The sequence below is a fragment of the Ruminococcus sp. RTP21198st1_G1_RTP21198_201120 genome, assembly GCF_040924265.1.
Taxonomy (GTDB): domain Bacteria; phylum Bacillota; class Clostridia; order Oscillospirales; family Ruminococcaceae; genus Hominimerdicola; species Hominimerdicola aceti.
In genome coordinates this window covers 185,577-207,097 of record NZ_JBCOMH010000002.1, presented here as the reverse complement: position 1 = coordinate 207,097, position 21,521 = coordinate 185,577, and the positions used below count along the sequence as shown (strand labels likewise).

The 21,521-nt window shown below is 43.9% G+C and carries 19 protein-coding genes; 15 read left to right on the top strand and 4 right to left on the bottom strand.

Annotated features, from left to right (window positions below; genetic code table 11):
* Nucleotides 1-98: 98 nt before the first annotated feature.
* Complete coding sequence (gene dprA, locus AB5627_RS02340) at nucleotides 99-986, top strand: DNA-processing protein DprA (RefSeq protein WP_022287314.1); 888 nt, start codon at nucleotides 99-101, stop codon at nucleotides 984-986.
* Nucleotides 987-1,032: 46 nt separating this feature from the next.
* Here dprA and AB5627_RS02335 read toward each other — a convergent pair whose 3' ends face one another.
* Nucleotides 1,033-2,325, bottom strand: coding sequence for an adenylosuccinate synthase (locus AB5627_RS02335; RefSeq protein ID WP_195221633.1), 1,293 nt, complete (start codon nucleotides 2,323-2,325; stop codon nucleotides 1,033-1,035).
* Between the two features lie 272 nt (nucleotides 2,326-2,597).
* Here AB5627_RS02335 and AB5627_RS02330 point away from each other — a divergent pair, with 272 nt between their 5' ends.
* The 14 genes from AB5627_RS02330 to AB5627_RS02265 all read left to right on the top strand — a co-directional run bounded on the left by AB5627_RS02330 (nucleotide 2,598) and on the right by AB5627_RS02265 (nucleotide 19,237).
* Nucleotides 2,598-3,716: a hypothetical protein gene (locus AB5627_RS02330; protein WP_022287313.1), complete on the top strand. Its 1,119-nt coding sequence runs from the start codon at nucleotides 2,598-2,600 to the stop codon at nucleotides 3,714-3,716.
* A gap of 268 nt (nucleotides 3,717-3,984) precedes the next feature.
* Nucleotides 3,985-4,653, top strand: coding sequence for a ClpP family protease (locus AB5627_RS02325; protein WP_081856029.1), 669 nt, complete (start codon nucleotides 3,985-3,987; stop codon nucleotides 4,651-4,653).
* Complete coding sequence (locus AB5627_RS02320; RefSeq protein ID WP_022287311.1) at nucleotides 4,625-4,759, top strand: hypothetical protein; 135 nt, start codon at nucleotides 4,625-4,627, stop codon at nucleotides 4,757-4,759. Before AB5627_RS02325 ends, AB5627_RS02320 begins: the two co-directional genes overlap by 29 nt.
* Nucleotides 4,760-4,786: 27 nt before the next feature.
* A complete protein-coding gene (locus AB5627_RS02315) occupies nucleotides 4,787-5,653 on the top strand; it encodes an undecaprenyl-diphosphate phosphatase (RefSeq protein ID WP_022287310.1) in 867 nt (288 codons plus the stop codon).
* Between the two features lie 135 nt (nucleotides 5,654-5,788).
* Nucleotides 5,789-8,380 (top strand): DNA translocase FtsK, encoded by a 2,592-nt coding sequence (locus AB5627_RS02310; protein WP_022287309.1) that lies wholly within the window; start codon nucleotides 5,789-5,791, stop codon nucleotides 8,378-8,380.
* Between the two features lie 20 nt (nucleotides 8,381-8,400).
* Nucleotides 8,401-9,342 (top strand): ComEC/Rec2 family competence protein, encoded by a 942-nt coding sequence (locus AB5627_RS02305; protein ID WP_265290442.1) that lies wholly within the window; start codon nucleotides 8,401-8,403, stop codon nucleotides 9,340-9,342.
* 1 nt (nucleotide 9,343) lies between these two features.
* Nucleotides 9,344-9,559: a DUF3006 domain-containing protein gene (locus AB5627_RS02300; protein WP_117892876.1), complete on the top strand. Its 216-nt coding sequence runs from the start codon at nucleotides 9,344-9,346 to the stop codon at nucleotides 9,557-9,559.
* 26 nt (nucleotides 9,560-9,585) lie between these two features.
* A complete protein-coding gene (locus AB5627_RS02295) occupies nucleotides 9,586-10,458 on the top strand; it encodes a MurR/RpiR family transcriptional regulator (RefSeq protein WP_022287306.1) in 873 nt (290 codons plus the stop codon).
* On the top strand, nucleotides 10,455-11,690 hold the full coding sequence (locus AB5627_RS02290; protein WP_118124009.1) for an NAD(P)/FAD-dependent oxidoreductase: 1,236 nt from the start codon (nucleotides 10,455-10,457) through the stop codon (nucleotides 11,688-11,690). The genes AB5627_RS02295 and AB5627_RS02290 overlap by 4 nt, the downstream gene beginning before the upstream one ends.
* A 12-nt stretch (nucleotides 11,691-11,702) precedes the next feature.
* Complete coding sequence (gene cmk, locus AB5627_RS02285) at nucleotides 11,703-13,034, top strand: (d)CMP kinase (RefSeq protein ID WP_022287304.1); 1,332 nt, start codon at nucleotides 11,703-11,705, stop codon at nucleotides 13,032-13,034.
* Nucleotides 13,035-14,993 (top strand): bifunctional 4-hydroxy-3-methylbut-2-enyl diphosphate reductase/30S ribosomal protein S1, encoded by a 1,959-nt coding sequence (locus AB5627_RS02280; RefSeq protein ID WP_022287303.1) that lies wholly within the window; start codon nucleotides 13,035-13,037, stop codon nucleotides 14,991-14,993.
* A gap of 179 nt (nucleotides 14,994-15,172) precedes the next feature.
* On the top strand, nucleotides 15,173-17,395 hold the full coding sequence (locus tag AB5627_RS02275; RefSeq protein WP_368369649.1) for a transglycosylase domain-containing protein: 2,223 nt from the start codon (nucleotides 15,173-15,175) through the stop codon (nucleotides 17,393-17,395).
* A gap of 49 nt (nucleotides 17,396-17,444) precedes the next feature.
* A complete protein-coding gene (locus tag AB5627_RS02270) occupies nucleotides 17,445-18,563 on the top strand; it encodes a class I SAM-dependent RNA methyltransferase (protein ID WP_368369648.1) in 1,119 nt (372 codons plus the stop codon).
* Between the two features lie 14 nt (nucleotides 18,564-18,577).
* Nucleotides 18,578-19,237, top strand: a complete 660-nt coding sequence (locus AB5627_RS02265; RefSeq protein ID WP_256321498.1) for an HAD family phosphatase — start codon at nucleotides 18,578-18,580, stop codon at nucleotides 19,235-19,237.
* A gap of 50 nt (nucleotides 19,238-19,287) precedes the next feature.
* Here AB5627_RS02265 and tsf read toward each other — a convergent pair whose 3' ends face one another.
* The 3 genes from tsf to AB5627_RS02250 all read right to left on the bottom strand — a co-directional run bounded on the left by tsf (nucleotide 19,288) and on the right by AB5627_RS02250 (nucleotide 21,493).
* Nucleotides 19,288-20,208 carry a translation elongation factor Ts gene (gene tsf / locus AB5627_RS02260; RefSeq protein ID WP_022287299.1) on the bottom strand — a complete coding sequence of 307 codons (921 nt, stop codon included), beginning with the start codon at nucleotides 20,206-20,208 and terminating at the stop codon, nucleotides 19,288-19,290.
* A 75-nt stretch (nucleotides 20,209-20,283) separates the two neighbouring features.
* On the bottom strand, nucleotides 20,284-21,027 hold the full coding sequence (rpsB, locus tag AB5627_RS02255; protein WP_022287298.1) for a 30S ribosomal protein S2: 744 nt from the start codon (nucleotides 21,025-21,027) through the stop codon (nucleotides 20,284-20,286).
* Nucleotides 21,028-21,202: 175 nt separating this feature from the next.
* Complete coding sequence (locus tag AB5627_RS02250; protein WP_138337087.1) at nucleotides 21,203-21,493, bottom strand: YlmC/YmxH family sporulation protein; 291 nt, start codon at nucleotides 21,491-21,493, stop codon at nucleotides 21,203-21,205.
* Nucleotides 21,494-21,521: the final 28 nt, after the last annotated feature.

Here is a 21,521-nt window from a genome sequence, read left to right as displayed (position 1 = left end):
TTGATTTAACCAAAATGCTATAAAATTTTGTTGTTTTTAACAATAAAATATGATACAATAAGATTAAAAGAAATCTGCCAACTGGAGGTGCGGGAAAAATGCTTGAAAATACAGATAGAAAGCTGTTGTGGCTGTGGCTCGATGTTGCGTTCGGACCTGCGGACAAGCGTTTGTGGGATGTTATGTCATATTATGACAGCGTTGAAGAAATGTGCGATGATCTATTGTCACTGCGCTGTGGATATGTTACTCAGCAGGAGGCTGAAAAGATAGCCTGCTGTACGTTCTTTCAGGCGAAACAGGTGGCTGAATACTGCGAGAAAAAGGGTATATATATCCTCACCCCTGACGATCCTCTTTATCCTGAACGGTTGAAACAGATAGAATGTCCACCTGCTGTGCTTTTCTGCCGTGGCGATGTAAGCTGTCTGTCTATTGAAAAGAGCGTTGCCATTATCGGCACTAGAGAACCAAGCGATTATTCTGTAGTCGTGGCGGAGGAGTTTTCAAGTTTTCTTGCAGAGCGAGGAGTAAATATCATAAGCGGATTTGCTATGGGTATCGACACTGCCGCACACCGCAGTGCGATGCGTGCAGGTGGAAGCACTGTAGCTGTTATGGGCTGTGGGCTAGAATATGATTATCCTCGTGGCAGGACGGGCTTCAAGCGTGAGATAGCAACACATGGGGTAGCTATTTCAGAATTTTTCCCGCAGGCAAGACCTGTTCCTGAGAATTTTCGTATAAGAAACCGCATTGTTTCGGCACTTTCACATTGCGTTCTTGTGGTTGAAGCAGGAATACGCAGCGGCACGCTGAATACTGTAAATCATGCTTTATCCCAGAATAAAGACGTTTTTGTTATACCGCCTCATGACATTTTCAGCGAGAAATACGCAGGACAGTGTGCGCTTCTCCGTGACGGAGCAATAGAAGTCTATTCACCGAAAGATATCCTCTATCTCCTTAACAAGGCAAAAATATAGAAAAAAGGCTGCGACTTTTTGCCGCAGCCTTTTGTGATATTTGAAATTACTTTGAAAGTGGGCTTTCTCTGTAGATGATGTCCTCTCTCTTTGGTCCGTTTGAAACCATTGTGATAGGGAAGCCGATATGCTTTTCAACGAAGTCGATATACTTCTTGCAGTTTTCAGGAAGATCTTCATACTTCTTGATGCCCCTGATGTCTGACTTCCAGCCGTCGAGAACTTCAAAAACAGGCTTTGCCTTTTCAAGCTTTCTTGTTGTAGGAAAGTCTGTTGTTACCTCGCCGTCTATCTCATAGCCTACGCATACAGGTATTTTGTCAAGATAGCCAAGAACGTCAACTACTGTGAAAGCAACATCTGTTGCGCCCTGGATACGGCAGCCATACTTAGTTGCAACGCAGTCGAACCAACCCATTCTTCTAGGTCTGCCTGTTGTTGCACCAAACTCTCCGCCGTCGCCGCCTCTCTTTCTCAGCTCGTCAGCCTCATCGCCGAATATCTCAGAAATGAATGCACCTGCACCAACTGCGGAAGAATAAGCCTTAACAACAGTTACGATAGTCTTTATCTCATAAGGAGGTATACCTGCACCGATAGCACCGTATGCTGCCAGTGTAGATGAAGATGTTACCATTGGATAGATACCGTGGTCAGGATCCTTCAGTGAGCCAAGCTGACCCTCAAGAAGAACGTTCTTGCCCTCTTTGATAGCGTTCCAAAGGAAAGCAGATACGTCGCATACGTATGGTGCTACCATTTCCTTATACTCCATAAGAGTGTTGAAAAGCTCATCAGCGTCGATAGGAGGCTTGTGATAGAGATGTTCAAGAAGAATGTTCTTTGTTTCAAGAACTCTCTTGATCTTTACCTTGAGAGCCTCTTCGTCAAACAGCTCCTGTACCTGGAAACCTATCTTTGCATATTTATCAGAATAGAAAGGTGCGATACCCGATTTTGTTGAGCCGAAGCTTGCCTTTCCGAGTCTTTCCTCTTCGTACTGGTCAAACAGAACGTGATATGGCATTACCATCTGCGCTCTGTCGGAAATAAGTATCTTAGGCATTGGAACGCCTTCGGAAGTTACCTTTTTAAGCTCATTGAAAAATACAGGGATATTAAGTGCAACACCGTTGCCGATAATATTTGTTGTGTGATCATAGAATACGCCGGAAGGCAAAGTGTGCAAAGCGAACTTTCCGTAGTGATTTACAATAGTATGTCCTGCGTTAGCACCGCCCTGAAATCTTACTACTATATCAGACTTTTCAGCAAGCATATCGGTAAGCTTGCCCTTACCCTCGTCGCCCCAGTTTGCGCCGACAATCGCTCTAACCATTTAATTTTATCCTCCTTGCCATAAAACAGCAAAATTAGTAGCAGATATTTATTAAAATCAATACTGCCACTAGAATATTATAGCACAAAACATTCTATATGTAAAGGCACTTTTAAACATTTAACACTTTTATAACATTTAGCGTATTACCATACTGCTATGATAAAGAATAAAAAGTTTTAATATATCTTGCAAAAATCAGATTTGTGTATTATAATATAGTGTAACGGCTCGTGCTGTGAGATAACAAAATAAAATACGAGGGGATAACGATGACAAAAAGAAAACAATGTGCGGCTCTTGCGCTTGCATTGACGCTGACAATTTCTATGTTTGGCTGTGAAAAAGACAAAGAAACAACACAGTCGTCTGCGGTGTCGCAGATAAAGACAAGCGACTCAGCTCAACCAAGCAATGTGAAGGTCAAGGAATACAAATTTCCGGAGTTTCTGAATAAAATAAAAAGCCTTGACGAGCTTTCACGAAAGCTTTATACAAGCTTTGACAGCACTCAGTATGTTGCCGAGGTTGAGGAGCAGCCTTTTGAGGGATATAAATGTGAAAAGCTTCTTGCAGATCTTTTCTTCACTTATCGTGACGGCAGAGCAGTGGGACTTCTTGACAAGTCCGGAAACGTTGTGCTTGAAGCTGATGAGTACACTGAAATAACTGTGGTGAGCAATGGTATTTTACAGCTTTCTTATGATAAAGAGCGCAACGCTCCTATGCAGTATATGAAATATGACAGCGACGGAAATTTAAGTGACTATAAGCATAAGAAATTCTCCGCTGACAGCCTTTATACATATGAGTCGCAGGCTGATGACAGCGGCACGGACGCAGTTTATTCACTTATGATTCCTGACGGTAAAAATGTTGTGTCATCAGACGGCTCGGATAAGTGGGATTTTGTTGAGAAGATATCAGCCGACAGCATAGATACAAATAAGGCGTACAAAGGCTTTTATAAGCTCACAAAGAATGGCGGCATATACTATGCTTGCTTTGATGACTTTTATAATTATGATATCTACGAGGGCGCATATGCAAAGGTTTGTGTGAAAGTAGGCGGAGAATACGGAGAATGCTATCTTGCCGATCATGATGATTACAACGAGCTTGTGAAAATGATAGACAGCTTCGGCAACGCTTCATACAGGACGGCTCCGTCTAAAGATCCGGGACTTGATTTTATACAGATAACTCTAGGACTTAAAGAGAACACCAAAACAGAGATAACTATTTCCTCTGACGGCTATTGCCTGACGGACACCATAGAAGCTGCTGAGGGTGAGGCTGTGAACAAGTATTTCTCCTATCTTGACAAGGAAGATTTCGCAGATCTTATACTTTGGTGTGAACAGGTGCTTGCTGAGGAGTATCAAAAATAGATTTAAACTTTTTATAAATAATTTGCAGGATAGCGTAAATTTCCTGCAAAAATTGTTTTTTTAGCTCTTGCAAGTTGTTGACATTAGGTAGAACTTGTGCTATTATATTAAAGGTGTGGCGGTTTTCCTGCATATTTTTAATGAACACTGCAAATACTTCTCCTGTGACGAAAGTTACTAATGAAGAACGGGAGGTATCTGAGTGTCTGAACAAGAAGAAAATGTAGAGAGCGAAAAGCTTGCTGAGGATATAAGGCAGATAAAGGAAATGGGTTCTGTCACATTGCCAGACGCAAAGCACGTTATACACTGCCTGAACATTATCGGTCAGGTGGAGGGGCATTATATTTTGCCTGCACAAAACAAGACCACCAAGTATGAGCATATCATACCTGCCCTTGTTGCTATCGAGCAGGATAGGAGCATAGAGGGTCTTGTGATAATCCTCAACACTGTGGGCGGAGATGTGGAAGCAGGACTTGCCATTGCAGAGCTTATTGCTAGTATGAAAACGCCTACTGTGTCAATGGTTGTGGGCGGAGGTCACTCCATAGGCGTGCCGTTGGCGGTGTGTGCGAAAAAGTCATTTATAGTGCCAAGCGCCACAATGACTATACACCCTGTTAGAATGAACGGGCTTGTGCTGGGAGTACCCCAGACGCTTTCTTATTTTGACAAAATGCAGGAAAGGATAGTTCGCTTTGTGTGCGATAATTCAGCCATAAAGCCTGAGCGTTTCCGTGAGCTTATGATGTCAACGGGCGAGCTTGTAATGGACGTTGGTTCTGTTATCGACGGGGAGCAGGCTGTAAAAGAGGGGCTTATCGACAGGCTCGGAGGGCTTTCCGAGGCGATAGACTGCCTTTATGATATGATAGAAAACAGTTCTGAAAAGGAGAAAGCTGAAAATGTTTCAGACAATAATCGACCTTTATGACGTATTCAGGACTGACGTAGATATCGGAGAAGAGTTTGAGGATGATGATACTGCTGTGGACACAGACCCGGCACATTATCTCAGCCGTGACGGCTTTTATCTCTGACAAACAACAAAATTTCGGAGGACAGCAATGGGTATCATCAATGCGATTTTTCAGGCTATAATTCAGGGCTTGACGGAGTTTCTTCCAGTTTCAAGTTCAGGACATCTTTCACTGTATCAGCATTTTACAGGAAACAGCGGAGAGGGAGCTTTGTTTTTCTCGGCGATACTTCACCTTGGCACGCTGGTAGCAGTATTTGTGGCTTTCAGGAAGACAATATGGGATATGATAAAAGAGCTTGGCGTTATGATAAAGGATATTTTTACAGGCAAGTTCACTCTTAAAAATATGAATCCTCCAAGGCGTATGATAGTTATGATAATTGTTTCCTGCTTCTGCCTTGTGCCGTTCCTGCCATTTAAGGGCTGGTTTGAGGGCATTGCAGAGGATTCAAGCATTTTCGCAGAGGGTCTTTGTTTCCTTTATACATCGGCGATACTTTTTATGTCAGATCGTTGTGTAAAGGGTAAAAAGACTCAGGGCGATATAGCTTATAAAGACGCAATAACGGTCGGACTTTTTCAGGGAGTTGCACTGTTGCCTGGCGTTTCAAGATCAGGCTCGACTATCTCAGCGGGACTTTTCTCAGGCATGACCAGAGAAACATCGGTAAAGTATTCTTTCATTCTGGGCATACCTGTTATACTTATGAGCTGTCTGCTTGAAGTCAAGGACGCAGTTTCAACACGTGCTGATATAGATTGGGTTAGCTGTGCAGTTGGATTTGTAGTAGCCGCATTTGTGGGACTTTGTGCTATCAAGCTTGTAAACTGGCTCGTTAAAACGGATAAATTCAAGGTGTTTGCTTATTATACCCTTGTGCTTGGCGTCATAGTCCTTGTTATCTCATTTATCGAGATGTGCATGGGTCACCCTATATCCTTTGCAAAGTAATGACATAAGATAATACAGTTTCTGTGAAAAAGCTTGAAATTCTGTTTTCAGGCTTTTTTGTGGGTTATAAAGGCAAATAACATTTTGCCTTTATTTGCTTAAATAAGACAAATACCGAAAGGAATGGTAAAATAAATGGCAGCTCAAAAGAAAGGCTCAAAGCCTGCGCCAAAGCAGACAGCGGCAAAGAAAAAGCCCGCGCAAAAGCCTGCGCAAGCTGCAAAAAAGAATACAAAACAGCAAAAGCCTCAGAGCAAGCCGCCACAGTCAAATTCCATGACAGCAGTGAGAGAAAGAGAGAACAGACGCTTCTGGTCTTACATACTTTTCTTTTTTGGCATACTTGAATTGCTTATCACGTTCGTGGAGGGGGACGGCTTGTGGAAATGGCTCCATGAGCTGAACCGAGGACTTTTCGGCGTGACAGTATTTCTGTTTGCACCTATGATAATCTATGTTGCACTTATGATAGCTTCAGATGTGACACACAACAAGGTCATAGCGAAGGTGGTGGAGGGAAGCGTTCTTATGCTTCTTATAAGCGGCATGGCTCAGATAATCCAAGTGGGCTCTGTGGACGGAAGTTCGTTCTGGCTCAAACTTGTGGGGCTTTTCAATGATGGAAAACAGCTCCGTGGCGGCGGACTTGCAAGCGCATTGCTTGGCTGGCCTTTGCTTTCGCTTTTCAAGAGAGTTGGCGCAGGTATCGTTATCGTGCTTGTGGCGTTCACTTTTATAATGCTGCTTACAAATGTTACGCTTCCGCAGCTTCTAAAGGCAGTTTCAAAGCCTTTTATAAAGAGCTATGAAGCGGTGAACGAGGAGCGTATCGAGCGTGCAGCTCAGCCTCCGAAGCCTCCAAGAGAGAAGAAGGAGCCAAGGCGTAATGGTAGGGTTGATATTGCAAAATTCTATCCTGATGATGGCCCTGATACTGCGGCGGAAGCCTTTGTGCCTGTTGCAGAGGCGGAAGAAGCTACCGACAAGGTAGACGCTTCAAAGATAGATATGCCGGTCCACCCTGTGAAAGCTCCTGTGATAACACATGAAAAGCTTGAAGAAACGGCTAAGACTACCGATAATGAGGAGCTTAAAAAGATAATAGAAAACGCCATAGGCGACAGCAGAGAAGAAAAGAAGTCCAAGGACGAGCCTGTTAAGCCACCAGTAGTGAATGTTGATAAGAACGGTCAGACAACGTTCTTTGAGAAAGATAATAAAATATCCGCTTACGTTTATCCGCCTGTGGATATACTCAAATATGCTAAAAATCCTGTGGCTTCCGAGATAGTCCAGCAGGAGATACAAGAGAAATCTGCGAAGCTTGTGGAAACGCTTGAAACATATGGCGCTAAAACAAGGATCGTGGGCATACATAGAGGTCCGTCCGTTACAAGATATGAGCTTCAGCCTGCAGCAGGCGTAAGAGTGTCGAAGATAACGGGTCTTGCAGACGATATCGCACTTAACCTCGCGGCAATGAGCGTTCGTATCGAAGCTCCTGTGCCGGGCAAGGCGTGCATAGGCATAGAAGTGCCGAACGATCATAGAGATACGGTTTCTCTCCGTGAGCTTATCGACAGCGAGGAATACAGAAAGGCAAAGGGCAAGCTTACCTTTGCAGTGGGCAAGGATATCGAGGGTAATATCATTATCGGCGATATCGCCAAAATGCCGCATATGCTCGTTGCAGGTACAACAGGTTCAGGTAAGTCTGTTTTTACAAACTCTATCATACTTTCTATACTTTACCATGCGTCGCCTGACGAAGTAAAGCTTATTCTTATCGACCCTAAGAAAGTCGAGTTTCCTATTTATAATAAGATACCTCATTTGCTTATCCCTGTTGTTACCGAGCCTTTAAAGGCGGCTGGTGCGCTTGGATGGGCGGTAAATGAAATGAACAAGCGTTATCTTATGTTCGAGGCGAACAATGTAAAGAACTTGCAGGAGTTTAACGACATGGTTCTTGAAGAACGCAATAAGCCTGCCGAGGAGCAGGACGAAGTCCGTGCAAAGATCGACCTGCTGCCACAGATAGTTATTGTGGTCGATGAGTTCGCCGATCTTATGATGGCTGCGAGAAGCGAGGTAGAGGATTCAGTTTTAAGACTTGCACAGCTCGCTCGTGCGGCAGGAATACATATGATAATCGCAACACAGTCCCCTAGGGCGGACGTGTTGACAGGACTTATCAAGTCAAATATCCCATCGAGAGTTTCTCTCAGTGTATCCAGCAACGTTGACTCACGAGTTATACTTGATGAAAGCGGTGCAGAGAAGCTTCTTGGAAACGGTGACCTGCTTTATAAGCCTGTTGGCGTTAAAAAGCCTATAAGAATGCAGAGCGGCTATGCAGCGACTTCTGAGATAAGAGAGGTTGTAAACTTCCTCAAGAACGAGCATACCGCAGAATATAGCGACGAAGTTATCGCAGAGGTGGAGGAGAATACTCCACAGCCAAAGGACAGCGGTTCGGCAGGCAGCGATAATGTTTCCGTAAATCCTGATGATGACCTTGTAAATCAGGCAATATCCATAATTGTGCAGACAAATAACGCTTCCACCGCGTTCTTGCAGAGAAAGCTAAAGCTCGGTTTCCCTAGAGCCGCCCGTATCATGGACGAGATAGAGGAAATGGGCATAATAGGACCACAGGAAGGCTCTAAGGCACGAAAGATAAACATAACAAAAGAAGAATGGGCTGAAATGCAGGCAAGAAGATAGCTCAGGCGGAAAGGGATAACATGGCAGGCAGATCTGCGAAAAAGAAAAATTCGACAGCACCGCTTAAAAAGGCGGTAACGCTCATAGCGGTTTTTGTGGTGCTGCTTTTTACAGTGCTTGACCTGACAGGGTTAGTTTCTTTCGACAACTTGCTTATCAAGGCAGGCGTTGAGGACAAGCCGGCGGAACACGCTCAGACAGAGGTGCATTTTATCGATGTTGGTCAGGGCGACAGCACCCTTGTGATATCACAAGGCGAGGCTATGCTCATTGACAGCGGCGATAAAGATGACAGCAATAAAATAGAAAAATATCTTGAAAAGCAGGGAGTGACAGAGTTAAAATATCTCATTGCCACCCACCCTCACGCTGACCATATTGGTGAAATGAGCGAGATAATAGACCAGTTTCAGGTGGATAAATTCATTATGCCGAAAGTCAAGGCTGATATGACGCCCACCACAACGATATATGAGAAAATGCTCAAAAGCATAAAGGCAAAGGGCTTGAAGATAACACAGGCAAAGCCTATGGAATTTGAGCTTGGAAGCTGTAAGGTGGAGCTTTTCACACCCAAAAATGATTATGATAATCTTAATAACTATTCCACCCTTGTGAAGATAACAGACGGTGAGAACAGCTTTCTTATCACGGGGGATTGCGAGACCACTGAGGAGAAAGATATACTTTCTCAGGGTTATGATGTTTCCGCAAAGGTGCTTAAAGCAGGTCATCACGGCAGTTCCACTTCTTCGGGGGTCGATTTTCTTAACAAGGTCATGCCGAGATATGCTGTTATATCCTGCGGCAAGGGCAACAAGTATGGTCACCCACACGAGGAAACTGTCACAAGGCTGAAAAAATATGCTTCCCATTTGTATGTCACTGCAGATGTGGGAACGATAGTTTTCAGCTCAGATGGTGAGGGGTTGAGCGTTTCTGCTGAAAAGGGAGAAAAGTGATATGGAAGAGATTCTTACAGTTGACAGGATAGAAAACGGCTATGCCGTGTGTGAAACTGAGCAGGGAGAAAAAAAGGATATACCGCTTTCTGAAACAAAAGACGTTCACGAGGGTGACGTGCTTATCTTAAAGGACGGCGTTTATATCCCAGATAAGGACAAAACAGAAGCAAGAAGAAAAAGGATACTCGCCCTACAGGATGATCTGTGGGCTTAAATATATGCTGAAAGGTATAGATAGAAATGGAAAAAGATTTATTTACGCTTATCAATGAAAAGCTTTCAGGCTTGTCAAAGGGACACAAGCTTATTGCGAACTACATTCTCTCCCACTATGACAAAGCGGCTTTTATGACGGCTCAGAAGCTTGGAAAAACCGTGGGCGTCAGCGAATCAACGGTGGTAAGATTTGCCTCAGAGCTTGGCTATGACGGCTATCCTGCCCTTCAAAAAGGCTTGCAGGAGCTTATGAGAAACAAGCTTACAACTGTTCAGAGAATAGAGGTCACTTCCGACCTTATGAGCAGTGACAACGTGCTTGAAAGGGTACTCAATCTCGACATCGACAAGATAAGGCGTACTTTGGAGGAAACCTCAAAGGAGGACTTTAACAATGCCGTTGACACTATCGTATCCTGCAATACCCTTTACATAATGGGTACGAGAAGTGCAGCTTCTATCGCTTCGTTCCTTGCTTATTATCTGGGACTTATTTTCCCCCATGTAAAGCTCGTTCAGAGTACGACTACTTCCGAGCTTTTTGAAAAGATAATGAGAATAGACGAAAAGGACGCCATGATAGGCATATCTTTCCCAAGATATTCAAAGCAGACCGTCAAGGCTTTGAAGTATGCAAAGAGCAACGGTGCGAACGTTATAGCTATAACAGACTCAAAGGCTTCGCCTATCGCAAAGTATGCAGACAGCCTGCTTCTTGCAAGAAGCGATATGGCTTCGTTCGTTGACTCTCTTGTTGCACCGCTGAGCCTTATAAATGCACTTATCGTTGCGGTATCAATAAGAAATATCGACAGAGTGTCCCAGACCTTTGAACGTCTTGAAAAGGTTTGGGCTGAGTATGACGTTTACGCAAAAAGCGAGGAAGATACACAGTGAGAAGATTTGACGCAGTTATAGCAGGCGCAGGTGCGGCAGGAATGTTCTGCGCAGTTCAGCTTGGCTGGCGTGGAAAGAGCGTTGCTGTTATCGAGCATAGCGGCTGTCAGGGCAGAAAACTCATGATAACAGGCAAGGGCAGGTGTAACGTCACAAACAACTGTACCGCTGACACTGTTATGAAAAATATCCCACGCAACAGCAAGTTCATGTATTCAGCACTGAGCAGATTTGCTCCAGAGGACGTTATGAGCTTTTTTGAGTGTCTTGGTGTGGAGCTTAAAACTGAGCGTGGCAACAGGGTGTTCCCTGTGAGCGACAACGCAAAGGATATCGTAAAAGCACTTGTGAAAGCCTGTGAGGACAGTGGTGTGCAGTTTATCGACGATGAGGTAAAAGAGCTTATCATAAAGGATGGCAGAGCAGAGGGCTTTAAATGCGAGCATGGGGATTATTACGCAGACAGCGTTATCGTTGCAACTGGCGGAAAGTCCTATCCACGGACAGGCTCAACAGGCGACGGCTATAGGCTTGCGAAGTCTGTGGGGCATAAGGTCACGGCAATAACTCCGTCACTTTGCCCTGTAGTCACTTATGAGCGTGAGGAATGTGCTTCTGCAATGGGGCTTTCCCTTAGAAACTGCACCTTGACGCTTCGTGAAGAGGACAGAGATAAACCACTTTTCCACGAGCTTGGGGAAATGCTTTTCACACACTTTGGTCTGAGCGGACCGCTTGTGCTTTCGGCTTCGGCTCACCTTGGTGATATGAACAAGTCACGGTATTATATGGATATCGACCTTAAACCTGCACTGAGCCATGAACAGCTTGACAGCAGGATACTTCGTGATTTCGGTGATTTTCCAAACAGAGATTTTCAGAATTCACTGGGTAAGTTGCTGCCTTCAAAGATAATACCACTTATAATAAAAAGGTGCGGCATCGACCCTGAGAAAAAGGTCAATCAGATAACCCGTGAGGAGCGTGAAAGGCTTGTTTCCACAGTGAAAAAGCTAACGTTCACAGTGAAGTGTATGCGTCCTGTGGAGGAGGCTATAATCACTCGTGGAGGAGTTGATGTTTCGCAGATAGACCCACGGTCAATGGAGTCAAAGCTGTGTAAAGGACTTTACTTTATCGGTGAGGTGCTTGACGTTGACGCTTATACAGGCGGTTTTAATTTGCAGATAGCGTTTTCCACGGCGTATAGCTGTGCGGATAAAATAGGATAAGGAGATTTTGATATGGGAATAAACGTGGCTCTCGACGGACCTTCCGGAGCAGGAAAGTCCACTATCGCAAAGGCGGTAGCGAAAAAGCTTGAATATGTATATGTAGACACAGGTGCGATGTACCGCTCTATAGCTTATTATGTTATAAGCAAGGGTGCAGACCTTTCTGACCCTGAGCAGATAAAACCCCTTCTTGGTGAGATATCCATAAAGCTTTGCTACACAGAAGCAGGGCAAAGAGTAATGCTCAATGACGAGGACGTTTCAGACAAAATAAGAACGCCTGAGATATCCATGGGTGCGTCAAAGGTGTCTGCTATACCTGAGGTAAGAGAATTTCTGCTTGAACTTCAGAAGAATATCGCAAAGGAAAACAACATCATCATGGACGGCAGAGATATCGGCACTGTGGTTTTGCCAAACGCTGAAGTGAAGATATTCCTCACAGCCGCTCCTGAGGCAAGAGCAGAAAGACGTTTCAAGGAACTTCAGGAAAAGGGCGACAAGTCTACATATGACGAGGTATTGCAGGATATAATCCAGCGTGACTATAACGATACTCACAGAGAGATAGCTCCTCTCAAAAAGGCTGAGGACGCCGTTGAGGTGGATTCTACTGAGTTGACTCTTGAAGAGTCTGTTGAGGCTATCTACAAGGTAATAACTGACAAGACTAAAAAAAAAGAGCGTAAGATAAAAGAGATAATGCCTGTCAGACCTGTGAAAAAAGAACACAGGCTTGGTCATTTCCATATGTTTTGGTACACAGTGCTGAGATATATCGTTATCGGACTTTATCATCTGTATTTTAACATCACTTTCGAGGGTACGGAAAATATCCCAAAGGACGGCGGGAATATATTCGCTTCAAACCACAGAAGCTATCAGGACCCTGTTTTTATCGCACTGCCAACAAAAGTGCCGCTGTCTTATATGGCTAAGGAGGAGCTTTTTCATCAGAATGTGTTCTTCACTCTGCTTATAAAAGCGTTCGGAGCATTCCCTGTTACAAGAGGAAAGGGCGACACTCAGGTAATAGATACATCTATCGAAAAGCTTGAAAAGGGCAGAAACCTTGTCATCTTCCCTGAGGGAACACGTTCAAAGGACGGCAAGGTAGGAAAGGGCAAAACAGGCGTTGCATTGGTGGCGGCTGTGGCTCAGGTGCCTGTGGTCCCTGTTGGTATCAATTTCGAGGGCAAGCTCAAATTCAGAAAGCGTGTAGTTGTAAGATTTGGCAAGCCTATAGTGCCTGGCGAGATAGGCGTTACAGCTACCGACCCTCATTCTCTTAGGACTATCAAGAACGAGATCATGAAAAATATCACGGAGCTGGTACATTAAATGTTAACAAAGTGTAAAATTTGCGTTGCAAAGACCGCAGGTTTCTGTTTTGGTGTAGACAGAGCCGTAAAAATAGTGTATAATGAATTAGATAACCGAAATAATGTTGTAACGTTAGGCCCAATCATTCACAATCCAAACGTAGTTTCTGACCTTGAAGCAAAAGGAGTTTACTCCACCGATGTGGATAAGGTCACGAAAGACCAGACAGTTGTTATCAGATCCCACGGAGTTGGACTGGACGTGTATGAAAAGCTTGCAAAGGTAGGTGCGGAAGTAATTGACGCTACCTGTCCCTTTGTGGCAAGGATACACAAGATAGCAGCCGAAAAATCGGGCGAGGGATACGTTATTCTTATCGCAGGTGATGAGGCTCACCCGGAAATAATGGGTATAAGAGGTCATTGCAGCGGAGAGAGTTATGTGTTCAGTTCATGTGACGATTTTGAAAATTTGGTGAAAGAGAAAGATTTTTCGTCAAAAAAGGTTGCAATTCTGGCTCAGACAACGTATAATAAGAATATGTGGAGAAAGTGCGAAGAGCTTTTTGAGAGGTATCTGCCTGAGGCTGTGGTGTATAACACCATATGCAGTGCCACTTCTGAAAGACAGAAGGAGGCGGCGGAGCTTGCGAAGGCTGCCGACATAATGATAATAGTCGGAGGGCTGCACAGCTCCAATACTCACAAGCTTAAAGCCATATGCGATGAATATTGCAAATGTTGGCTTGTGGAGGACGCCGAAGGACTGAGGGCATGTGATATTGACTTATCAGGTGCAAAATTTATCGGGATTTCTGCTGGTGCATCGACGCCGGCTTATATAATCAAGGAGGTACAACAGACCATGAGTGAAATGTTGAACAATGTTGACGAAGAATTCAATTTTGAGGAGGAACTGGAAAAGACTCTGAAAAAAATACATACGGGAATGAAGGTTGAGGGCGTTGTCACCGATATCAATAACGGTGAAGTAGCCGTAGATATCGGAACAAAGCACACAGGCTATATTCCTGCATCTGAACTTACAGATGATCCTACTAAGAAGCCAGAGGATATCGTAAAGGTAGGCGACAAGATCGATCTGATCGTTCTTAAGACAAATGACCAGGAGGGTATCGTTACACTTTCTAAGAAGAAGGTTGACGCAGTTCTTGGTTTCCAGAAGATAGTTGAGGCTAAGGAAGCTGACGCTACACTTACAGGTACAGTTACAAACGTTGTTAAGGGCGGTGTACTCGTATCAGCTAACGGTGTTAAGGTATTTATCCCTGCTTCACAGGCAGCTCCAAGAAGAGATTTCGATCTTAACGATCTGCTCAAGCAGTCAGTAAGCTTCAAGATCCTTGAGGTAAACGAGGCTAAGCAGAGAGCAGTTGGTTCTATCCGTGCAGTAGCAAGAGAGGAAAGAGCAGCAGCTCAGGCTAAGTTCTTTGAGACAGCTCAGATCGGTTCTGAGGTAGAGGGTACAGTTAAGTCTATCACAGATTACGGCGTATTCGTAGATCTCGGTGGTGTTGACGGCCTTATTAGAAGAATGGATCTTTCTTGGAATAGGATCAAGCACCCTTCAGACGTTGTTTCCGTTGGCGATAAGATCACTGTTACTATCAAGGATATCGACAGCGAAACAAAGAAGGTTTCATTGACATATAAGAAGGCTTCAGAGAATCCATGGGAGATCTTCAAGGCTAACTATGAGGTAGGTCAGGTAGTTAAGGCTACTGTTGTTTCTATCACAAGCTTTGGTGCTTTTGCACAGATCATTGACGGTATCGACGGTCTTATCCACATCTCTCAGATCGCTAACCAGAGAGTAAACAATGTTGCAGATATCCTTTCTGTAGGTCAGGTAGTTGATTGCCAGATCACAGAGATCGATCTCGACAAGAAGAGGATCAGCCTGTCTATGAGAGCTTTGCTTCCTGCTGATGACGAGGCTTCTGAGGACGCTGAATAAGCAATAAAATTCATGGGGGCGAGTGATCGCCCTCGTTTTTTATTTTCAATGAAATAACGGCAGCTTTGTTCTGCCAAAAAATCCTTAGAAAAAACTAAAGATTTACCGAAAAGACTTAACTTTTTGATTCGTATGTGGTATAATAATATCAGATCAAATAAAGACGAAAGGTTAAATTTATGGATGAAATAAAAAACACGGCAGTGAAAAAACGCAAAAAGAAAAGATCCACTAATCCTGCTGTCAGAGTTCTCAAAATATTAGGCACAGCTTTGCTGTCGATATTCCTGATACTCATTATCACCTGTTCTATATTTGCAACAGTTCTGACTATTTACGTTCTTAACTTTGCAGATACCACAACAACTATCAGTCTTGACAAGACGGAAACAAGCAACATTTCGAGATTTTTGTCTGTCAACCCTGACTATGATGAAGATGATGAGGATTCACAGGAGTATGACCTTTATTATGCTCTGAAAAACAGCAATAAGCACGTTGTATGGGCTGATCTTGAGGATATCCCTCAGTATGTTCAGGACGCTTTTGTGTACACCGAGGACGAGAGATTTTATTCTCATGACGGCGTTGACTTCAAGAGAACGTTCGCTTCATTTGTCAATGTATTCATACCGATATACGGCGGCAGACAGATAGGTGGTTCGACTATCACTCAGCAGACTATCAAGAACATCACGGGTGATGACTCCAGAGATTCTATCCATGGTATCGAGCGTAAGATACGAGAGATCTTCCGTTCTATCAACGTGGAAAAGACCTACACAAAGGAAGATATCCTCCAAAGCTATCTTAACCTTGTGCCACTGACAACTCAGGAGTATGATATCATCGGAGTTCAGGCTGCTGCAAACTTCTATTTTGGCAAGGACGTAAAGGATCTTAACCTTGCTGAGGCAGCTTCACTTGCGGGTATGACAAGCTGGCCTGCTGCAAACAACCCATATGATAATATGAAAAACAACAAGCTCAGACAGAAGTATACGCTTGATCATATGCTCGATAACGGTGCAATTTCTGAGCAGGAATATAACGAAGCCCTCAACTATGAGCTTAAAATAACAGGCGATATAACCTACACAAGCTCAACTATCTATGAGGACGAAACAAAAGATCAGGGTCCGACATCTTATTTCATGGACGCTGCTATCAATCAGACTATACAGATAATCGCTGACTATTATGGCATTTCATGGGATGACGCTTCCGCAAGACTTTATGACGGCGGATTTACTGCATATACCACTGTTGACAGAAGTATGCAGAAGAAGGTGGAAAAAGAAATGCAGAAGCAAAGTAATTTCACCACCTATGAAATGAACAAAAAGGACGATACTCTGTGGTCAGGCTTTATCGCTATGGACTACCAAGGCAACGTTAAGGCTATCGTCGGCGGACGTGATAAGAAAAAGGAGTCGAGAGTTTATAATATTGCTACTGATGCCAAACGTTCACCAGGTTCTTGTATCAAGCCTATTGCGTCATACGCTCCAGCGCTGGATCAGGATCTTATGACATGGTCAACCCTGTTCACTGATGAGCCTATCACTATTAAGGTAAAGGGCAAGGACCAAAAGTGGCCTGTAAACTATTCTGAAACAGGCGACAGTGCAAACTGGTCTTATCAGCAGCTTACAACTGTAGAAATGCTCACAAGGTCGCTTAATACGCTTCCTGCACAGCTTATCAAAAAAATGACACCTGCTTATTCCTATAACTTCCTTAAGGAAAAGCTTGACATCACTACGCTTGCAGACTCCGACGCTGACTATTCACCAGTAACTGTCGGCGGTCTTACAAATGGTACTAAGCTTGAGGAGCTTGTGGGTGCTTATATGATATTCGGCAATGGCGGTAAGAAGTATGACGTTACCTACGTTTCAAAGGTAGAGGACGCTGACGGAAACGCTATCTATGAAAAGAGCGACGGATACAAGCAGGCTATCAGCGAGTCTACCGCTTACGTTATGAACAGAATGATGCAGAATGTTATAACTCAGCAGGACGGTACTGGTAGATATGCTAAGCTAAACAATACTGACCTTGTCGGTAAGACAGGTACTTCATCTGACTGGTTTGACCTCTCATTTGTAGGCTGTACTCCTGACTACGTTTCAGGTATCTGGATAGGTTATGAAAACTCTGCCACTATCCCTACGAACGAGTATCAGAATATCGGTGCGATTTGGAAGAACGTTTTTGGTGATATCGCTGAGAATGAGAAGCATAAGTCATTTGACAAGACTTTCAAAATGCCTGATACAGTTGAAAAGCTCACCTACTGCACAAAGACAGGTAAGCTTGCGTCAAATTCATGCTATAGCACGGCAACTGGATATTACAAGAAATCCAACGAGCCTGAGTATTGTAGCGGAAATCATTAAAATTAAAGCCTCCATAACTCTATGGAGGCTTTTTTGAAAGGAAATCATTATGGAAAATAAACTGCGAATGTGCGTTCCATGCCATTTCGGGCTTGAAAGCGTGCTTGCATATGAGATAAAAAAGATAGGCGGTGAAAATCTTACCACAACTGACGGCAAGATAAGCTTTGAAGGTGGCTTTGACGTGCTTGCAAAGGCAAATCTTTGGATCGCCACAGGAGAGCGTGTACTTATCGAGCTTGGCAGCTTTAGAGCAGAAAGCTTTGAACAGCTTTTTGACGGTGTTATGAATCTTCCGCTGGAGAACTTTATCGGCAGGGAAGACGCTTTCCCTGTTAAGGGTCATGCCCTTAATTCAAAGCTTCATTCTATCCCTGATTGTCAGAAGATAATCAAAAAAGCCTGCGTTAAAAGACTTGAAAAAGCCTATGGCATAAGCTATTTTGAGGAAACTGCGGCGAAACATCAGATACAGTTTGCTATCCATAAGGACATTGCGACTATCTATCTTGATACATCAGGTGTAGGACTTCACAAGCGTGGCTACAGAAGAAATTCCAACGACGCACCTATCAAGGAAACACTTGCCGCAGGTATAGTTGACCTTGCAAGAGTTCGTGCGGACTCAGTTGTGGTGGATCCTATGTGCGGTTCAGGTACATTTCTTATTGAGTCGGCATACAAGGCACTGAAAGTTGCACCTGGTCTGAGAAGAAATTTTGCGGCAGAGCAGTGGTCACAGATACCTGAAACAGCGTGGCGCAATGCAAGAGCCGAGGCTATGGACGCTATTGACAGGCAGGGTGCATTCAAGGCGTTTGGCTTTGATGTTGATGATATAGCGGTTGAGCTTACAAGAAACAACGCTAAAAAGGCAGGAGTAGGCTCAAAGCTTACAGTAAAACAGCAGGATATCTCAAAATACAGCCAGATAGAGGGTTCGATAACACTTGTCAATCCCCCATATGGCGAGCGTATGCTTGAAATAAAGGAAGCCGAGGAGCTTTATAAGAAAATGGGACAAAGACTTTGCCCGTCAAAGGAGAACCCATGCTATATAATCTCCCCACATGAGGAGTTTGAGGTGTTTTTCGGCAAAAAGGCTGACAAAAAGCGCAAGCTTTACAACGGCATGATAAAATGTAATCTGTATATGTATTTCAAGTGAGGTGCGTGGTGGGTTTGAAATTATCAGAACTTGACGGAATCGTATTCGATATGGACGGCGTTATTTTCGACAGCGAAGTAATAGGTCTTGAAAGCTGGGAGCGCCTTGGAAAGAAATATGGTCTGACCAACGTTCACGAAAATGCTATGAAGTGCATTGGCAGAAGCACTGTTGATACAATGGCTATCCTAGAAGCCGCATATGGTGACAAAGTGTCAATACCCGAACTTTATGACGAAGCAAAAGTCATTTGTGCAGATATTATCGCTGAGCGTGGTTTGCCTCTGAAAAGTGGAGCAAGGGAGTTGCTTTCTTATCTTAAAGAGCGTGATATAAAGGTAGGACTTGCTTCATCAACGTCTTACAAAGGGGTTATCAAAAATCTAAAGGGAGCAGGTCTGCTTGATTATTTCCATGTGATTATTGGCGGAGATATGATAAAACATTCAAAGCCACAGCCTGAGATATATTTACTTGCCTGTGAGAAGCTGGGAGTAAGGCCTGAGAAAACTGTTGCTGTAGAGGACTCTTACAATGGCATAAAGGCGGCTTACAATGCGAAAATGATACCAATAATGGTGCCAGATCTTATTGCACCGACAGATGAGATATTGTCAATGGTGTACAAGAAAATGGACAGTTTGGACGCTGTCCTTGAATATTTTAAAGCATAAACAAAACCCCTCGGCTTACCACCGAGGGGCTTTCATTTATGTCAGAAAGATTACTTTGTCATTGCTGCAACTTCGTCAGCGAAGTTCTCTTCCTTCTTCTCTACGCCTTCGCCTCTCTCGAAACGAACGTACTCAACAACGTCGATCTTGCCGCCAAGCTTCTTAGCTACAGACTCAACGTACTTGCCAACAGATACCTTATCATCCTTAACGAATGCCTGCTCAAGGAGGCAGTTCTCAGAATAGTATTTTCCGATCTTACCGTCAATGATCTTGTGCTTAACCTGCTCAGGCTTGTTAGCCATCTTAGGATCCTCAGCCATCTGAGCCAGCATGATCTCTCTCTCCTTGTCAAGAGCGTCAGCAGGAACAGCCTCTCTGTTCAGGTATGCAGGATTCATAGCAGCAACCTGAAGTGCACAGTCCTTACCAGCAGCAAGGAGCTCAGCATTGTCAGCTGCAATGTCAGAATCAAGCTTTACCATAACGCCGATGCTACCTGCACCGTGAACGTAAGGAACAAGAATGCCTTCCATTCTCTTGAATCTTCTGATTACCATGTTCTCTCTGATCTTGATGAACAGATCCTGAAGTGTCTCTTCAACTGTCTTGTCACCACCGCTGATCTTTGTTGCCTTAAGTGCGTCAACGTCAGCAGGGTTTGTCTCGATTACTGTATCAGCAACTGCTGCAACGAAAGCCTTGAACTCATCATTGTTAGCAGCAAAGTCTGTTTCGATGTTTACTTCAAGAACGCAGCCTACGTTGCCCTTAACTACAGCTGTGCAGATACCCTCTGCTGCAACTCTGCCGCTCTTCTTAGCCTGTGTAGCAAGTCCCTTTTCACGGAGAAGTGTTACTGCCTTTTCCATATCGCCGTCAGCTTCTACAAGAGCCTTCTTGCAGTCCATCATGCCAACGCCTGTTGCTGTCATAAGTTCTTTGATCTCTGCTACGGATACCTTACCCATTATTATTCCTCCTAGTGTTTTATATCGAAATAGGCAGACAAATATACTATAAATGCCTGCCTGAAATTTCAGCTCTTATTCAGCAGCCTCGTCAGCTTCTTCCACCTTATCTGCCTCTTCAGCGGACTCAGCGTCCTCACCCTGTCTGCCTTCGATTATAGCGTTAGCCATGCAACCAGCGATAAGCTTAACTGCTCTGATAGCGTCATCGTTACCTGGGATAACATAATCAACATCGTCAGGATCGCAGTTTGTGTCAACGATAGCTACTACAGGTATGCCAAGCTTCTTAGCCTCTGCTACAGCGATCTTTTCCTTTCTTGGGTCAACAACGAAAAGTGCGCCTGGAAGCTTCTTCATGTTCTTGATACCGCCCATGAACTTTTCAAGCTTTTCTATCTCAAGCTTCAGCTTAACAACTTCCTTCTTAGGGAGAAGGTCGAATGTGCCGTCCTTTTCCATTGTGTGGAGCTGCTCAAGTCTCTTGATTCTCTGCTGGATCGTCTTGTAGTTTGTCATCATACCGCCGAGCCATCTTGCATTTACATAATGTGCATTAGCTCTCAGTGCCTCTTCCTTGATAGAATCTCCAGCCTGCTTCTTTGTACCTACGAAAAGTACCTCTTCGCCATTAGCTGAGATGTCACGGATAAACATATAAGCTTCTTCAAGCTTCTTAACGGTCTTCTGAAGATCGATGATGTAAATTCCGTTTCTTTCTGTGAAAATGTATGGAGCCATTTTAGGGTTCCATCTTCTTGTCTGGTGACCAAAGTGTACACCAGCTTCAAGAAGCTGCTTCATTGATACTACTCCCATTGTAGTAACCTCCTGTTTGGTTTTAGATTTCTGCTTTTGCAGATGTTTTTATCCTCCGGACGGCTTTACTTGCTTTCACCTGTCTTACGGCAGGACCAACGGCAAAAACCTGTCCGTGCGAATTGCTTTAATATTATATCATATTTTCTATTTCATTTCAAGAGCTTCCGACAATTTATTTTAACAAATTTTCGATTTTTACAGTTCTGCTCTTTGTGCATACTGCACTATCGTTGAATTTTACAAGTATGGTATCTTCGCCGATAAGCTCGATATCCGAGCATTTTATGATAATATCCTCATCTCTGCCCATGATACCGAAAGCCCTTGGTTTGCCATAGACGATCAGTGAAACTATATTCGCTCTCTGAGTATCCATTTCTATATCATCAACATAGCCTATTTTCAGTCCTGTTCGCATATTGACGACCTCTTTATTTCGTAAGCTTGAAAAACTACATATCATGAAACCTTCCCCTTTCAAAAAAAGTGCA

What these genes read in the sequence shown, in the direction of transcription:
- dprA (WP_022287314.1), top strand. Translation starts at nt 99, where the DNA reads ATGCTTGAAAATACAGATAGAAAGCTGTTGTGGCTGTGGCTCGATGTT.
- AB5627_RS02335 (WP_195221633.1), bottom strand. Translation starts at nt 2,325, where the DNA reads ATGGTTAGAGCGATTGTCGGCGCAAACTGGGGCGACGAGGGTAAGGGC.
- AB5627_RS02330 (WP_022287313.1), top strand. Translation starts at nt 2,598, where the DNA reads ATGACAAAAAGAAAACAATGTGCGGCTCTTGCGCTTGCATTGACGCTG.
- AB5627_RS02325 (WP_081856029.1), top strand. Translation starts at nt 3,985, where the DNA reads ATGGGTTCTGTCACATTGCCAGACGCAAAGCACGTTATACACTGCCTG.
- AB5627_RS02320 (WP_022287311.1), top strand. Translation starts at nt 4,625, where the DNA reads ATGTTTCAGACAATAATCGACCTTTATGACGTATTCAGGACTGACGTA.
- AB5627_RS02315 (WP_022287310.1), top strand. Translation starts at nt 4,787, where the DNA reads ATGGGTATCATCAATGCGATTTTTCAGGCTATAATTCAGGGCTTGACG.
- AB5627_RS02310 (WP_022287309.1), top strand. Translation starts at nt 5,789, where the DNA reads ATGGCAGCTCAAAAGAAAGGCTCAAAGCCTGCGCCAAAGCAGACAGCG.
- AB5627_RS02305 (WP_265290442.1), top strand. Translation starts at nt 8,401, where the DNA reads ATGGCAGGCAGATCTGCGAAAAAGAAAAATTCGACAGCACCGCTTAAA.
- AB5627_RS02300 (WP_117892876.1), top strand. Translation starts at nt 9,344, where the DNA reads ATGGAAGAGATTCTTACAGTTGACAGGATAGAAAACGGCTATGCCGTG.
- AB5627_RS02295 (WP_022287306.1), top strand. Translation starts at nt 9,586, where the DNA reads ATGGAAAAAGATTTATTTACGCTTATCAATGAAAAGCTTTCAGGCTTG.
- cmk (WP_022287304.1), top strand. Translation starts at nt 11,703, where the DNA reads ATGGGAATAAACGTGGCTCTCGACGGACCTTCCGGAGCAGGAAAGTCC.
- AB5627_RS02280 (WP_022287303.1), top strand. Translation starts at nt 13,035, where the DNA reads ATGTTAACAAAGTGTAAAATTTGCGTTGCAAAGACCGCAGGTTTCTGT.
- AB5627_RS02275 (WP_368369649.1), top strand. Translation starts at nt 15,173, where the DNA reads ATGGATGAAATAAAAAACACGGCAGTGAAAAAACGCAAAAAGAAAAGA.
- AB5627_RS02270 (WP_368369648.1), top strand. Translation starts at nt 17,445, where the DNA reads ATGGAAAATAAACTGCGAATGTGCGTTCCATGCCATTTCGGGCTTGAA.
- tsf (WP_022287299.1), bottom strand. Translation starts at nt 20,208, where the DNA reads ATGGGTAAGGTATCCGTAGCAGAGATCAAAGAACTTATGACAGCAACA.
- rpsB (WP_022287298.1), bottom strand. Translation starts at nt 21,027, where the DNA reads ATGGGAGTAGTATCAATGAAGCAGCTTCTTGAAGCTGGTGTACACTTT.
- AB5627_RS02250 (WP_138337087.1), bottom strand. Translation starts at nt 21,493, where the DNA reads ATGATATGTAGTTTTTCAAGCTTACGAAATAAAGAGGTCGTCAATATG.